Origin of the sequence: Amycolatopsis rhizosphaerae (assembly GCF_007713715.1) — a bacterium.
GTDB classification, from domain to species: Bacteria; Actinomycetota; Actinomycetes; order Mycobacteriales; family Pseudonocardiaceae; genus Amycolatopsis_E; species Amycolatopsis_E rhizosphaerae.
The window spans coordinates 1-14,303 of record NZ_VJWX01000147.1; the positions used below are offsets into that span (position 1 = coordinate 1).

Consider the following 14,303-nt stretch of genomic DNA (forward strand, 5'->3'; position numbering starts at 1 on the left):
GCAAGGGACTCCGGCCCCGGATGCCACCGGGACCGAGGGTGGGACAGGGAGGGTCCTAAGGCCCTGTCCCACCCTCGTACCGCGGGCGTACCAAGAGGGGGTGAAGAAGACCTTGCCGCCCTTGAGCGAAACCCAGCAACCGGAAGTCCGGGTCAGCCTCCACGGTTACATGCCCGGCATCGACGACTACGTGCGGGACAAGATCGGGAGCCTGCTCCGGCTCGCGCACCGGCCCGTGCTCGCGGCCCGGGTGCGGCTGACCAGGCACGGCGACCCGGCGGTGGAACGGCCCGTGGTCGCGCAGGCCAACCTCGACGTGAGCGGCCGGATCGTGCGGGCGCAGGCCGAGGCGGTCAACCCGCGGGAAGCGGTCGACCGCCTCGAGGAGCGGCTGCGCCGCCGCCTCGAGAAGATCGCGCAGCACTGGGAGGCCCGCCGCGGCCACGCCCCCTCGGCCGAGCCCCACGAATGGCGGCACGAATCCGAGCCGCGGGCCTGGCGCGCCTACTTCCCGCGTCCCGAGGACGAGCGGGAGATCGTCCGGCACAAGGTCTACGAGCCGACGAGCCTGGCCGTGGACGAAGCCGCGCACGAAATGGGCCTGCTCGACTACGACTTCTTCCTGTTCACCGAGGCGGGCACGCGGCAGGACAGCGTGCTCTACCGCGCCGGGGAGACGGGCTACCGGCTCGCGCAGCTCACCCCGCCCCACGACCACGAACTCGCCCCGTTCACCCTGCCGCTGACGATCAGCAGGCAGCCCGCACCCCAGCTGACCACGGCCGAAGCGGTGGACCGGCTCAACCTGCTCGGCCTGCCGTTCCTGTTCTTCCTCGACGTCGAACGACGCCGCGGTGCCCTGCTGTACCACCGCTATGACGGGCACTACGGCCTCATCGCGCCGTCGGAAGAACCGTGACCGTGCCGCCATCGGTGCCCTCGGTGCCTCCACCGCTGACGCTGGCGGGGCGCCGGATCGCCCTGCTGGACCGTGCCCGGATCTACGCGTGCGGCATCACGCCGTACGACGTCACGCATCTCGGGCACGCGGCCACCTTCGTCTGGGTCGACACACTGGGCCGGGTGCTGCGCGCCCTCGGCGTGGAGCCGATCGTGTGCCGCAACGTCACCGACGTCGACGACGTGCTGGTCGAGGCGGCCCGCCGCAGCGGGAGCCGGTACGACGATCTCGCCGCGTTCCAGGAATTCCAGTTCGAGGGCGACATGGCCGCGCTGAACGTGCGGGCCCCCGACTACGAACCCCGGGCGCACCGGTACGTCGAACCCGTGATCCGGCTGGCCCAGGCGCTGCTCGACGCCGATGCCGCCTACGAGCGCGCCGGGAGCGTGTACTTCCGCGGTGAGGGCGTGGCCCGTTCCGTCGGCCTGGACACGGAAACGGCGCTGCGCCTTGCCGCCGAATACGGGGGACGGCCCGACGATCCGGCCAAGGAGCATCCGCTCGACGCCGCGGTCTGGCAGGCCAGTGAGGAGGGCTACCCGGCGTGGGACTCCCCCTGGGCGCCCGGCCGTCCCGGCTGGCACGCGGAATGCGTCGCGATGGCGTTGTCGGTGTTCGGGATCGGGGTGGACTTCCACGCCGGCGGGGCCGACCTCCGCTATCCGCACCACGCCTACCACGCCGCGATGGCCGAGAAGTTCACCGGCACCGCGCCGTACGCCCGGGCCTGGTTCCGGGTCGGCAAGGTGACCGTGGACGGGGCGAAAATGGCCAAGTCCGCGGGCAACCTGGTGATGCTGGACCCGTTGCTGGCCGCCCACCCCGCGGCCGTGGTCCGGCTGATGATCCTGGACCGGCCGTGGGCCCGCGACTGGGACTACACGCCGGACCTGCTGGCGCCCGCCGCGGAGCGACTGGACAAACTGCACACCGCCGCGGGACGGGGAATCCGCTCCCCGGAGGAGGACCTGGCGCAGATCCGCCGCCTGCTCGCCGAAGACCTCGACGTGCCCGCGGCGCTGGACGCCGCGATCGCGCTCGGCGGCGGGGCGGCGCGCCTGCTGGTCACCACGCTCGGCCTGGCCTGAGTGTGAGCGATATCCGCCTGGGACGGGCTTCGGCGTGGGGCATGATGGGGCCGTGACAGCGACCTTCAGCACCGCGGACCTGGTGGACGAGCACGGCGACCGGCTCCAGGTGTGCGACACGCAGTTCCGCCAGTTCGGCGGGCACCGCAGTTTCTCCGGGCCCATCCGGACGGTGAGCTGCCACGAGGACAACGGCCTGCTGCGCGAACTGCTGCGCACCCCGGGTGCGGGCGCGGTGCTGGTCGTCGACGGCGGCGGGTCGCTGCACACCGCGCTCACCGGGGACGTGATCGCCGCCGCGGCGGTGGAGCACGGCTGGGCCGGGCTGGTGATCAACGGCGCGGTGCGCGACAGCGCCCTGCTGGCCGGGCTTCCGCTGGGGATCAAGGCGCTGGGCACCAACCCGCGCAAGAGCAGCAAGGCCGGGGCAGGCGCGGTGGACGTCGTCGTCGGCTTCGGCGGCGTCGCCTTCCGCCCCGGCGACACGCTCTACGCCGACGACGACGGCGTGGCCGTCCTCCCCGCCTGAAGGCTCCGGCGCAGCGGGACGGCGAGATCTCCGGGACTGACGGTGGCGGGTCGGAAACGGAGCGTGGTTATAGTTTCTGGGTGCGTAGCGATTCCGACGGCAGCAGGCCCTACCGGCTCCGACGGGCCGGGCGGGCCGGAGCGGGCGAGTGGATCGCCGCCCTCACCGCCCCGGGCGCGGGCCTGCGGCTGGTCGTGCTGACCGGGGCCGCCGGGCTGGGCCGCAGCACCGTGCTCGCCGACGCCGAGGCCCGTCTGGCGGCGCGGGGCGTCCCGACGGTGCGGGTGGGCATCACCCGCACCGATCGCGAACGTCGGGGTTCGGTGGCCTCACGGCTGCGCTCCGCACTGGCCGGGCGGCGGCACGCGGTGGTGTTCCTCGACGACGTGCAGTGGATCGACGACGCCTCGCTCGCGGAACTCGCCCAGGACCCGCCCACGACCGTCGTCTGCGCGTGCCGGACTCCGCTGCCCGAAGCGGCGGAGGGCCTGCGCTCGGCGTTCGCCGCGCTGTGCCGGGAAAGAACGGCCGAGGTCCTCGCCCTGCGGCCCGCCGATCGCGCCGAGACGGCGGTGCTGCTCACCGGTCTGCTGCGGGCCCGGCCCGCCGGGGAACTGGCGGAGACACTGCGCCGCGCGGCCCGGGGCGTCCCCGCCCTGCTGGAGGCCGCGATCACCGGCTACCGCGAGGCCGGTTCGCTGCGGGTGGTCGACCGGCACGCCTACCTGCTCCCGCCCGAACAGCTTCCCCGCCTGCCCGCGGACCACACCGCGCTCGCCGGGATCCGGGCACTCGGCGACACCGTGTGGCCGGTGGCGAAGGCGATCGCCATCCTGGCGCCGCTGCTGTCCCCGCGCGGCGGGGGCGTCCCGCTCGTCGCCGAGGCGACCGGGCTGGCCGAAGACCAGGTGCGGGCGGCACTGCACGCACTGTGGTCCGAGGGACTGATCCACCGGGTGAGCCTGCGGTTCCGGGTACCGGTCCTCGCCTGGCTGCTGCGGTCTTCCGCCGACTCGTCCGAGCGACGGCGGATCGCCCAGGTCGCGATCGACGCGGTGTGGGAGGGCGGGATCGCCGGCAGCGATCCCCGGTTCCTCCCCGAACAACTGGTGCAGGCCGGTCGTCCGGCCGATCCCGACCGGGCAGGCGGAGAACTGCTGGCGCGCGGCCGTGAAGCCATGCTCGGCGACGCCTACCACGCCGCGCGGTGGCTGCGGGCCGCCGCTGAACTGCTCACCGATCCCGGGCGGCAGGCCGAGGCGATGTTCCTGCACGCCGCCGCGTGCAACCTCGCCCTGCAGTCCGAACCGTCGGCCCGTGCGGCCGCCGCGGCGCTGAGCGCCGCGGACCGGTTTCCCCCCGAAGTGCTGCTGGAACTGGAGATCACCCGCCTGGCCGGGCTCCTCGGCATGGGTGACGTGCATACCATGGGCCGGATCACCGACGAGGACTGGCGGAGCGTGCCGGGCGGGCCCGCGAACCAGGTGCTGACCAGGGCAGCCGCACTGGTCCTGACCGACCGCTGGTCGGAGGCGGCCGATTTCCTCGACGAGACAAGGGAAATCTGGCTGGAGGGCAATGCCGCGGCCGTCGCGTTCGGACTCCTGTTCGGCCCGGCCGCCCGCGCGCTCCAGGGGGACCTCGCCGGGTTGGAACGTTCCCTGGCGCGGCCGGAACTGCGGCCCATGCTGGCCGGTGACCGGAACCGGGTGCCCCATGTCCAGGCCCGAGCCCGGATCCTCCTGCTGTTCGGCGAACGGGGCCGCGCCGACGCCCTGCTGGCCGCGCACGGCCAGTCCACGCGGGACCTGCCGCCCTCGGACCTGGCGCTGCACGCGGCGCTGTCCGGCGATGTTGACCGCGCGCTCGATCTGGCCCGTCTCACCCTGGCCACCGGTGCGGCACTGGCCTTCCCGCCCGCGCACACGGGAATCTGCCGGATGATGGCGTACCTGCTCACGGCCAGGGGACGGTTCACGCGGGCCCGGGAGATCCTCGCCAACGCGCGGCTGGATCAGCCGGTGCAGACCCAGTTGCTCGACACCGCCGAGGCGACGGTGGAGTACCTGCTCGGCGCCGTGGGCCGGGCACGGCGGCTGCTGGTCGCCGGGCTCGCGCGCGCCGCCGAACAGGATGTCGTGCTGGGCACCGAAGATCTGTGGCTGTGGCTGCTGGAATGGGAGCTGATCCACGGCTCGGCCGGGGAAGCGGCCCGGTGCGCGACCGAACTCGGCAGGCTCACGACCCGGCTGGACACCGGGCGGGCGCGGCACAACCACCTGCTCGCCCGTGCCGTCACCGAAGGCGACGCCTCGGCCGCGGCCGAGGCGGTGGGAGTGGTGCGGGAACGGGGCCAGCCCAGCGAAATCGCCGAGACGCTGTTCATGCTCGCCCGCCATGGGCACGGCGACGCGAAGCAACTGACCGAGGCCTACGACCTGTTCGGACAGCTGGACGCGCTGGTGCTCCGTGCACGGCTGCGCGTGATCATGCAGGCTCGCGGCGTTTCCGTTCCCGACGACCGCGCGACGGCGGCGGAGCAGGAGCGGCTGCTCGCGTCGCTGGTGAGCGAGGGGCTGACCAACCGGGAGATGGCGACCGTGCTGCGGGTCTCGGAGAACAGCGTGGAAGGCAGACTGAACCGGCTGTTCCAGCGCACGGGCTACCGCTCCCGGGTGGAACTCGCGACCGCCATCCTCACCGGCGACTTTCCGGCCTGAGCGTGGGCGGGTCCGCGACCCGCTCGAGTTCGGCGGCCAGCCGCCGCGCGGCCGGTGTGCCGAGCCGGCGGCACAGGTGAAGCGCGCTGCGCCGGTGCTCGGCGGCCGCCCCGGCCTGCCCGGTCAGTTCCAGGGTTTTCGCCAGCTCCACCAGTGTCCGGGCCCGGGACCACCGCGCGGCGGGTTCGGTGAACTCGGCCAGCGCCGAGCGCAGGCAGTCCGCGGCGGCCGCGTGGTCCCCTGCCTCACGCCAGGCGACGCCTTCCTGCACGGCCGCCTCCGCCTCCTCGGCGGTGTTGCGGCCCTCGCGGAACAGCTCGCGGGCGGCCCGGTACCGGCGCGCCGCGCGCGGCCAGTCCGCCAGCTCCGCCAGATCCGCCCCGATCATCTGCAGCGTTCGCGAACGGAAGAAACGGTAGGTGTCCGCGGTGGCGCCACCCCGGTAGATTTCCAGATAGGACAGTACGGAACGGTGGACGGACAACGCTTCCCTCGGTCTCCCGGCCGCCCGCAGGATCTCGCCGAGGGTGTTGAGCACGGTGCCCTGCCCGGTCCAGAACCCCAGCCGCCTGGCCCCGGCCACCGCGCGGCGCACGTGTGCCAGTGCCTCGTCGGTGCGGCCCATCCGCAGCAGGACCACCGCCAGGTGCCGCAGTGCCTTGGCCCGTTCCTCGACCTCGCCCGCCTCCCCGGCCACCGCCAGCGCCCTCTGGTGTGTGGCGAGCGCGGCCGCGTCCTCGGCCAGGCAGTGGTAGCGCACCCAGCCGAGCAGGTTCAGCATCTTCGCCTCCGCGGCCCGCGCGGCGAGTTCCCGCGCGGCCTCGAGCCCCCGTTCGAAGACCTCTTCCCAGGGCAGTTGCCGGGACCGCACCTCCGCGTACCAGTACAGCGCGTCGGCCAGGGCGAGCACCTCCCGATGCCGCCCGGCGTGCGCGGCGAGACGCTGCGCGGCCGCCCAGCACGCCGTCTCCCGGTCCAGCCACCGTTCCGCCTCCTCCCGGGATCCGAACCGGCCGCCGGCCCCGGCCGCCTCCGGATGGAACCACCGGGCGGCTTCGGTCGCACTGCCCAGCAGGTGATCCACCGCCGCGTCCACCACAGTGGACACTTCCGGCGCACCGGAGGTCTCCTCCTCGAACCGTTCCCGGGCGAACAGCCGCAGCAGGTCGTGGTAGGAGTACCGGCCGTCCTCCGGCGAGGCGAGGATGAGGTTCGCGTCGGCCAGTTCGTCGAGATGGACCCGCATCTGGGGGACGGGCAGTCCGGTGGCCACCGCGGCCACCTCCACCCCGAAATCCGGGCCGGGCAGGAAGGCGAGCCTGCCGAACACCTCGCGCGCCGGCCCGGACAGCCTGCGATAGGACATCTCGAACGCCGACCGCACCCGCAGATCCCCGGCCGAAAGCGCCACCAGGCGCGTGTTTTCGTTGCGCAGCAACGAGACGAGATAGGACACGGACCACTGTGGACGGCTGGCCAGCCGGTTCCCCGCGATGCGCATCGCCAGCGGCAGGTTGCCGCACAGCTCCGCCAGCTCCGCCGCGGCCTCCGGTTCCGCGGCGATGCGTTCCTCGCCCGCGATCGAGGCGACGAGCGCGACCGCGTCGGCCGGGCTGAGCGGGTCGAGCCAGATCCACCGCCCCGACTCCAGCCCGGCCAGTGCGCGGCGGCAGGTGATCAGGGTGAGGGTGCCGGGCACGCGCGCCAGCAGGGGACGGACCTGGGTCTCGTCGGCCGCGTTGTCCAGGACGAACAGCACGCGGCGGCCGGCCAGCAGCGACCGGAACTCCCGTTCCTGCTGCGGCACGGTGGCCGGGGCCTGCGGCGAGGGCACCCCCAGCGCGCGAAGCAGCGCGTCCAGCGCGGCACGCGGGGTGACGGGCTCGTCGTCCATGCCGCGGAGGTCGAGGGCGAAGACCCCGTCGGGAAAACTGGGGCGCAGCAGGTGCGCCGCCGCGGCCGCGAGCGCCGTCTTGCCGACGCCGGGGTGGCCGACGAGGGAGACGACCACCCCGCTCTCGGCCTCGCGGGCGGCGGCCGCCGCCTGCCGCAACTGGTTGAGCTCGACGGACCGGCCCACCAGCCGGGACACCACCGGCGGCAGCGCGAGCGGTGCGCCGGACGCCCGGACGGCGGTACCGGCCCGCTGCCGCCCCTGCCGCGCCGCTTCCAGGAAGAACGTCCGGTCTTCACCGGTGAGGGCCAGCGCGTCGGCCAGTGCCCGGGCGGAGCGGCGCTGCGCGGCACGGGACCGGCCGCGCTCCAGATCGCTCAGTGCCCGGATGCTCAGGCCCGCCGCCCCGGCCAGTGCGGCCTGGGTCAGCCCGGCGGCCCGCCGGTGCCGCAGCACGAGTTCGCCGAACGTGGAATTTCCCCCGGTTGCCGTCTCTGCCAGTGTCGCGTTCACCGTCCTCCATTAAACCGTCCGCGCCGCGGACCTGTTCCCGGGATACGGACGGTGAAACCCAGTGCGCGGAAACCCCCGGCAGGTTCGATGTGGAACCCCACGGGACGCCGGTCCCGGGCGCACTCGGTGACCGCTGGGACGCCGTGGCCGCCGGGCTGGTCTGAACCGGTGTAGCCCCGCGTGTGGCGTTTACCAGTCGAACGCAGGGCACTACTCTGAGTGGGTCAACCGCTCGACCACCCCCCGCGAGGCAGCGATGTCCGGTGCGCCCGAACGCCGTCCCCCCAGCCGGTTCCCGGCGGTGCTGGACGCGTCGAGACCGAGCATCGCTCGCGTCTACGACGGTTTCCTCGGCGGCAAGGAGCACTACGAGGCCGACCGCGAGGTGATGCGCCACGTCCTCGGCGCGGTGCCCGACGCGGCCGAACTGGTGTGCGCGAACCGCGCGTTCCTCACCCGCGCTTGCCGGTTCCTCGCCGCCGAAACGAAGATCGGGCAGTACCTCGACTGTGGAGCCGGGCTGCCCACCGAGGAGAACACGCACCAGATCGTCCAGCGGGTCGATCCGGACGCCAGGGTGATCTACGTGGACGATGATCCGGTGGTGCTCGCCCAGGGACGGGCGCTGCTGGAAGAGAACGAGAACGTGCACGTGATCGAGGCGGACATCTTCACCCCGTCCGCCGTGCTGGAGCACGAAGTGGTGCTCCGGCACCTGGATTTCGGCGAACCCGTCGCGTTGCTGCACGTCGGCACCCTGCCCCACCTCGCGGGCGACGGAGGCCCCGAGATCATGCGGGAGTACCTCGACGCGCTGGCACCGGGGTCCTATGTGGTGCTTTCGCATTTCTACGACCCGGAGACCCCGGAGCTCACCGAGGTCGCGAGACGGTTCGAAAACGCGCTGGTCTCCGGGCCGCTGGGGGCGGGCTGGTTCCGCACCCGCGACGAGATCACGGCGCTGGTGCGGGGCCTGGAGATCGTCCGTCCCAACGCGACGAGCGAACCGGGCCTGGTGCCCTGCGACGAGTGGTGGCCCGACGGCCCCCGGCTCGCCCCGCAGGGCAAGGCGGCCCGCTGCGTCGCCGGGCTCGTCGCCCGCAAGCCGTAGCGCCTGGCGGGAATCCGTTCCCGCCAGGCGCACCACGCCTGCCGAACAGCCGCTAGGCGGCTGGTGTGGCTTCGACCGGGGCCTCCCAGTCGATGCGATAGTCCACCTGCCAGGCCATCTTCTCCGGTTTGGACAGCAGTTTCATCGCGGGGGGCAGGAGGAGGTCGCGCACCACCCTGGCCACGGGACCGGCCGCCTTCTGCTGGTTGCCGCGCGCGGCCGCGGCGATGACGCGTTCCACCCGCTCGCGGCGCAACCCCTCGTACGCGGCGAACGCGGCCGGATGCCCTGGCGCGTCCCGCAGACAGCGGGCGAGTTGCACCGCGCTTTCGACGGCGAGCGAAGCGCCCTGACCGGAGGTCGGGGATGCGGCGTGGGCGGAGTCCCCGACCAGCACCATGCGCCCGCGGCTCCACACGGGCACCTTTGGCAGGTCCTCCAGCGCGCCGGTGATCACCAGTTCGTCCGGCTCGCACTGCCGCAGCAACCGGACCGCCGGAACGCGGTCATCGGCGAACACCTCCTCCAACCGCCGCAGCCACTCGCGCGCACCGACCGCCTTCGCCTCGGCTGCGGTCATCGGAGCCTGCCGCGGCAGGTTCACGAACCAGCCAGCGCGACCGTCCGGATCGACGAAGTACGCGAAGAACGCGCGCTTGCCGTAGACCATGCACATCGAGCCGCCGGTGTCCGGGAGACCAGCGGGCCGGTCGGGGCGGGCGCCGAAGCCGAGGAGCCCGCTGTAGCGGGCCCCGGGCGCCGCGGGGTCGATCAGGGACCGGACGGTGGACCGGATCCCGTCGGCGCCGATGAGCAGATCGGCGGTGGCTCGCGTGCCGTCGGCGAACTCCGCGGTGACCGCGTCGCCGTGCTCCACCGCGTTCACCAGCCGCTTGCCGTGTTCGATGGCGATGCCTCGCGCCCTCGCCTCGTCGTAGAGCGCACGGTAGAGGTCGGCGCGCCAGATGGCATGGAAGACGGGTGTCCCGCCTCCGCCCCCGAATTCGGCGAGCCGTTTACCGGTCCAGCTCTGGATCACCATCGACCCCACGGGCTGACCGAGGTCGCCGATCACGTGGCCGGCGCCGGCCAGTTCGAGGGCGGCGAGACCGTTGGGGGCCAGGCCGAGCATGCCGCCGACACCGTCGGCGGCATGCTCGTAGGCTTCGTACACCGTCGCTTCGATACCGGCGCGGCGCAGGGCCAGTGCCGTGACGGGACCGGCGATGCCGCCGCCGATGACGAGTGCGGTGCGTGCTCTGTTCACAGATGTTCTCCCCACTGTGGATGCGATGCTGTGCCCGGACCTGCGTGGGAAGGGAAAACCCGGCTATTGTTGCGGTTGCCACCTCGTGGCCGGGGTCGCCCCTGTGCGGGTCCGGTGCGGGCGTGAGGACCTCGGCGTCGTGTTGCCGCACGCCGCCGGGGTCCGTTGTCAGGGCTTGCTCCCCCTTTCCGCGATCTCGGCGAATTCGGGCGGGATGTCCCCGCTCCGGTGGAACGCGCGCCAGGCCGCGAGGTCCGGAAAGGACCCTTCGCTCAGTTCCCTGTGCAGCGCGCGGATCCAGGCCACCTCCGCTTCGCGGACGGCGAGGTCGTATTCGTCTTCGAGCAGGAAAAGCCGGGGCAGGTGGCCGCGGTGACTCTCCAGCGCGGCGCGTTGTGCGTCGAGTTGCTCCGACAGGCGAGACAGGCGCAGTTCCAGCAGCGCCGCCACCTCGTCCGGCGGCAACGCGCCCAGCACGGAAAGCCCCGCCACGAAACGCGGATGCTCCCGCTCGGGACTGGACAGCAGTTCGCGCGTCCAGTCGAGGAGTTCTTCGCGGCCCGCTCCGGTGATCCGGTACACCGTGCGTTCGGGCCTGCCACCCTGCCGCCCGCTTTCCACCGCCTCGATCAGCCCGTGCTTTTCCAGATTGCCCACGACGGTGTAGAGGGAGCCCCACTTGATCTTCATGTCCTGGTCCTTGCCCCGTTCCCGCAGCACGGACGCGATCTCGTAGGGGTGCATGGGCCGTTGCACGACGGTGGCCAGCACGGCCAGCGCCAGCAGGTTGCCCACCTTGCGCCGTTTCACAGCCCACCTCCTCGTCCACGAATACTCGCAGACGAGTATGACACAGTTTCGGCCCCTGGGACAGGGCGAGTCCCACCCTCCGGCGCTTGTGTCCCACCCTCGTGCGCACGAGTTCCACGTTCGGGAGCGCGAGTTCCACGTTCGTCCCTCACGGCGCCCATTCCTTCCTGCCGGAGCGTGGGACACACACGCACGAGCGTGGGACTCGCCCGGCGGGCGGGCCGTGCACCGCCGAGCCGGCCGGGCTTTCCCCGGACCCTGACAGCAAAAAGGGCCGTGAGGGGATTCCTCACGGCCCTCGGGCTGGAAAGCCCGTCTCAGCATTCGAGGCGGACTACGAAACCCTCGTCATCGGCGTACAGGGCGACGTGGCGGCACACCTGGTGCGCGATCCACAGGCCGAGACCCGCGGTCAGGCTTCCCTCGGTGGCCACCAGGCCCACGAAGGGATCGGCCGGGCCGGTGCCGCCGTCGGTCACGGTGGCCACCAGCCGGTCGCCGCGGTTCCAGATGCGGAGGCGGACCGGCGGCCCGCCGTGCACCGCTCCGTTGGTGACGACCTCGCTCACCGCCATCAAGAAGTCCTCGCCGGGCTCACGCTCCACACGGGACTCGGCGAGCGCGAGGCGCACCGCCTGGCGGGCCTCCGCCGCGGTCGGGCCCAGGAGGTCCAGAAAGGGCGGTCCGCTTTCGGGCGCCGGTCGCGGCGCCGCCGGCCAGGAGGGCAGGAACTCGCCCGGCGGCAGGTAGTCCCGGTTGTGGTGGTGGCCACCAGGATCCGCCGTGAACGGATGGGTGCGGCGCACGTCCGCGAGGACCTCGTCGGGGGTGATGCGCGCGTCGTAGGAACACATGCCCCACAACGGAAATTCGTCGTAGAGCACGTTGATCGCGGACTCGTACCGGGACCACCAGTCCCAGTGGTGCCCGGTACCGGGGTGGGGCACCTGCCCCGAAACCCGGATCTGCTGGGCGCCCTTGGCGGTCAGCTCCGCCAGCTTCTGCCGGTACTGGCGGATCGCCACGGCCGGCCTGCGGTACTGCTCCGACATCGGCACGACGGTCACCGTGGAGGTGTCCATCGCGCCTTGCAGCACGCCGAGGCGCTCACTGTCGAACGCGGCGATGGTCGGCTCCCCCGCGTCGATCCCTTCCTCGAGGAACGGAACCGTCACGGCCAGGAACTCCTCGTCGGAGGAGTAGACCGAAACTTCGTGAAAATAGCCGGTATGGCCGAGGGCCGCACCACTTCTCATGCCTTGCACTCCACGCTGATCCCCCGCACGTTCAACAGTTCGATCAGACGGCCCACCGCCGGGTTGCCGGTGCGCACGAGCACGGTCACTTCCTTCCTCGCGGCCAGAGCGGCCAGGGTGGACAGGTTGCGGTGGTCGAGGAAGGTCAGCCCCCGGGCGTCGACCACGAGTTCGCCGGACGGGGCGGCCGTTTCGGCCCGCCGCAGCGCCAGCGCGAAGGCCACGGCGGCCTCGCCGTCGAGTTCGCCGCTGATGGCGAGCACGCCTTCTTCGTTGGTGTAGAAGTGGAACTGCGCCGCACCCGGGCTGGCCACCGGATGCAGGCTCGCGATCTGCTCGACGGATTCCGGCGGGACCTCCGCGCGCCGGAGCCCGCAGAGCGCGGACAGCGGGTGTCTCGCCATGTAGCGGTCCACGCGGTGTTCGTAGCGGGCCAGTGGCTCGATCTGCTCGGGGATCCGGCCGGCGGCGGTGGCCTCGGCGATCACACGGAGCCCCGAGAACCCGTCCGCGAGCGCCGCCTCCGTCGCCGCGATGTACCGCCGCACCTGGTTCATCGGATCGGCACACCACCCCGCCGGATACATCTGCTCGGCGGACACCCAGTGGATCGCCGGGTCGTCAAGGGAGCCGGAAAGCCAGGGATCATCGGCGAAGGCGTCGTGAAGAGAAGCGCCGTCACCGTTGGTGACGACGCACACCCGAAGGCCCTGATCGAGTCCGCCGCGGCAGAACTCCGCAGCGCGCGCGTAAAACTCCGTTGTGTCGTCGTACGCGCAGCAGAGATGGTCATGGATACCGAAGTTCTCGGCGGTTTCGAACGCTCCCGACGTGCGCATAACGACCAGGGTACGGACTGCGTTCGAATCACGCTGCGTTCCGCGGGGAGGGTTGGTTCGCCGGAAGCGGGGGTACCCACAGGCGGCATGAGGAACGGAAAGTGAGTGTGATCGTGGACATCTATGGTTGGGACACGGCCGAGTCGGCACTGCGCGCCTACGTCGGCGCGATCGCGGAGGCCGTGGGCGTGGCCGCGGAATCCACCTGCTGCACCGTGAGCCGCTCGGCCACCGCCTACATCGCCCTCGACGAGCACCTGCCCGGCTTCCCCGACCGGGATCTCGCGCTGATCTGGGACGACTCCCACGGCTGGGCCGCGGCGATCGAGACCCACTGTGGCGAGGATCTCATCGTCGTGGCCTATCTCGGGGAGGATCTGGTTCCGCCTCCCCGAAAGGTTGTCGCATTCCGCGACGGACTGGTCGCCGACCGCCAGCCTGGACAGCTCGAACCGCCGGAGTTCGAGCCGCCCGAGGACCTGGCGGAATGGCTGAGCAGGCGGGTACACGTGCCGGCACAGAGAGTTCCCTGAGTTCCCTGAGTTCACAACCGACCTGTCCGGCGGCCGCGGGGTTTTTCCCCGCGGCCGTCACTGGTCGTAGTCGACGGTGACCGACGAGGAGACCGGATAGGACTGGCAGGTCAGCACGAAACCGGCGTCGAGTTCGGACTCGTCGAGCGCGAAGTTGCGGCGCAGGTCCACCTCGCCGTCGGTCACCTTGGCCCGGCAGGTCCCGCACACCCCGCCCTTGCACGCGAACGGCAGATCCGGGCGGACCCGCTGTGCCGCGTCCAGGACGGTGGTGTCCCGGGGCAGCGCGGCCGTGGTGGACCGCCCGTCGAGCACGATCGTCACCTCGCTGGTGCTACCCGTCACCGCGGCGTCCTCGTGCCGGACCGGAGCGGGCGGCACATCGTCCACATAGAACAGTTCCTGGTGGACGGTCCCGCCGGGCACCCCGGCGTCGAGCAGCAGCTTCCTGGCGTCGGTGACCATCCCGAACGGCCCGCACAGCCACCAGTGCGCCACCGAGGCCAGGTCCGGCACCAGGGCGAGCAGCCCTTCGAGCTTGCCCGCGTCCAGGCGCCCGGTGAACAGTTCCGCTTCACGGGGCTCGCGAGACAGCACGTGCACCAGTTCGAGCCGGTCGGGGTAGCGGTCCTTGAGATCGGCCAGTTCGTCGGCGAACATCACCGTGCCGGTGCGGCGGTTGCCGTAGAAGACGGTGACCGTCGTGCCCGGCTCGCGCAGCACGGTCGCGGCGATCGACAGCACCGGCGTGATCCCGGAACCGGCCGCGATCAGCACGTGGT

Annotated in this window: 12 protein-coding genes; 6 read left to right on the plus strand and 6 right to left on the minus strand. The window is 72.1% G+C overall.

Annotated features, from left to right (window positions below):
* Positions 1-100: 100 nt before the first annotated feature.
* The 4 genes from FNH05_RS16435 (at position 101) to FNH05_RS16450 (ending at position 5,298) form a co-directional block, all read left to right on the plus strand.
* Entirely contained in the window at positions 101-919 is an 819-nt protein-coding gene (locus FNH05_RS16435; protein ID WP_342781567.1) for a sigma 54 modulation/S30EA ribosomal C-terminal domain-containing protein, read from the plus strand.
* 23 nt (positions 920-942) lie between these two features.
* Positions 943-2,049: a cysteine--tRNA ligase gene (locus FNH05_RS16440; protein WP_246127776.1), complete on the plus strand. Its 1,107-nt coding sequence runs from the start codon at positions 943-945 to the stop codon at positions 2,047-2,049.
* A gap of 52 nt (positions 2,050-2,101) precedes the next feature.
* Positions 2,102-2,578, plus strand: coding sequence for a ribonuclease E activity regulator RraA (rraA, locus tag FNH05_RS16445; protein ID WP_144589140.1), 477 nt, complete (start codon positions 2,102-2,104; stop codon positions 2,576-2,578).
* 80 nt (positions 2,579-2,658) lie between these two features.
* Complete coding sequence (locus FNH05_RS16450) at positions 2,659-5,298, plus strand: ATP-binding protein (protein WP_144589142.1); 2,640 nt, start codon at positions 2,659-2,661, stop codon at positions 5,296-5,298.
* On the opposite strand, the gene FNH05_RS16455 is transcribed toward FNH05_RS16450, so the two are convergent.
* Positions 5,276-7,705, minus strand: a complete 2,430-nt coding sequence (locus FNH05_RS16455; protein ID WP_144589144.1) for a tetratricopeptide repeat protein — start codon at positions 7,703-7,705, stop codon at positions 5,276-5,278. The genes FNH05_RS16450 and FNH05_RS16455 overlap by 23 nt on opposite strands.
* Before the next feature lie 256 nt (positions 7,706-7,961).
* On the opposite strand from FNH05_RS16455, the gene FNH05_RS16460 reads away from it, so the two are divergent.
* Positions 7,962-8,816, plus strand: a complete 855-nt coding sequence (locus tag FNH05_RS16460; RefSeq protein ID WP_144589146.1) for an SAM-dependent methyltransferase — start codon at positions 7,962-7,964, stop codon at positions 8,814-8,816.
* Positions 8,817-8,868: 52 nt separating this feature from the next.
* On the opposite strand, the gene FNH05_RS16465 is transcribed toward FNH05_RS16460, so the two are convergent.
* From FNH05_RS16465 to FNH05_RS16480, 4 genes are all read right to left on the minus strand, one after another.
* Entirely contained in the window at positions 8,869-10,083 is a 1,215-nt protein-coding gene (locus FNH05_RS16465; RefSeq protein ID WP_144589148.1) for an FAD-dependent oxidoreductase, read from the minus strand.
* A gap of 168 nt (positions 10,084-10,251) precedes the next feature.
* Complete coding sequence (locus tag FNH05_RS16470; RefSeq protein ID WP_222426624.1) at positions 10,252-10,893, minus strand: PadR family transcriptional regulator; 642 nt, start codon at positions 10,891-10,893, stop codon at positions 10,252-10,254.
* A 317-nt stretch (positions 10,894-11,210) separates the two neighbouring features.
* Entirely contained in the window at positions 11,211-12,149 is a 939-nt protein-coding gene (locus FNH05_RS16475) for an anti-sigma factor RsbA family regulatory protein (RefSeq protein WP_144589152.1), read from the minus strand.
* The gene (locus FNH05_RS16480; protein WP_144589154.1) at positions 12,146-12,988 is read right to left on the minus strand and encodes an MEDS domain-containing protein; all 843 of its coding nucleotides are present in this window, start codon (positions 12,986-12,988) and stop codon (positions 12,146-12,148) included. Before FNH05_RS16480 ends, FNH05_RS16475 begins: the two co-directional genes overlap by 4 nt.
* 101 nt (positions 12,989-13,089) lie before the next feature.
* Between FNH05_RS16480 and FNH05_RS16485 the strand changes: the two genes are divergently transcribed.
* Positions 13,090-13,521, plus strand: a complete 432-nt coding sequence (locus FNH05_RS16485; RefSeq protein WP_144589156.1) for a DUF6292 family protein — start codon at positions 13,090-13,092, stop codon at positions 13,519-13,521.
* A 57-nt stretch (positions 13,522-13,578) separates the two neighbouring features.
* On the opposite strand, the gene FNH05_RS16490 is transcribed toward FNH05_RS16485, so the two are convergent.
* The coding region (locus FNH05_RS16490; RefSeq protein ID WP_144589157.1) for a 2Fe-2S iron-sulfur cluster-binding protein at positions 13,579-14,303 on the minus strand (725 nt) is incomplete at its 5' end.

Bases quoted from the DNA above. Each gene is read 5' to 3' on its own strand.
- FNH05_RS16480 (WP_144589154.1), bottom strand. From the start codon at position 12,988: ATGCGCACGTCGGGAGCGTTCGAAACCGCCGAGAACTTCGGTATCCAT.
- FNH05_RS16475 (WP_144589152.1), bottom strand. From the start codon at position 12,149: ATGAGAAGTGGTGCGGCCCTCGGCCATACCGGCTATTTTCACGAAGTT.
- FNH05_RS16460 (WP_144589146.1), top strand. From the start codon at position 7,962: ATGTCCGGTGCGCCCGAACGCCGTCCCCCCAGCCGGTTCCCGGCGGTG.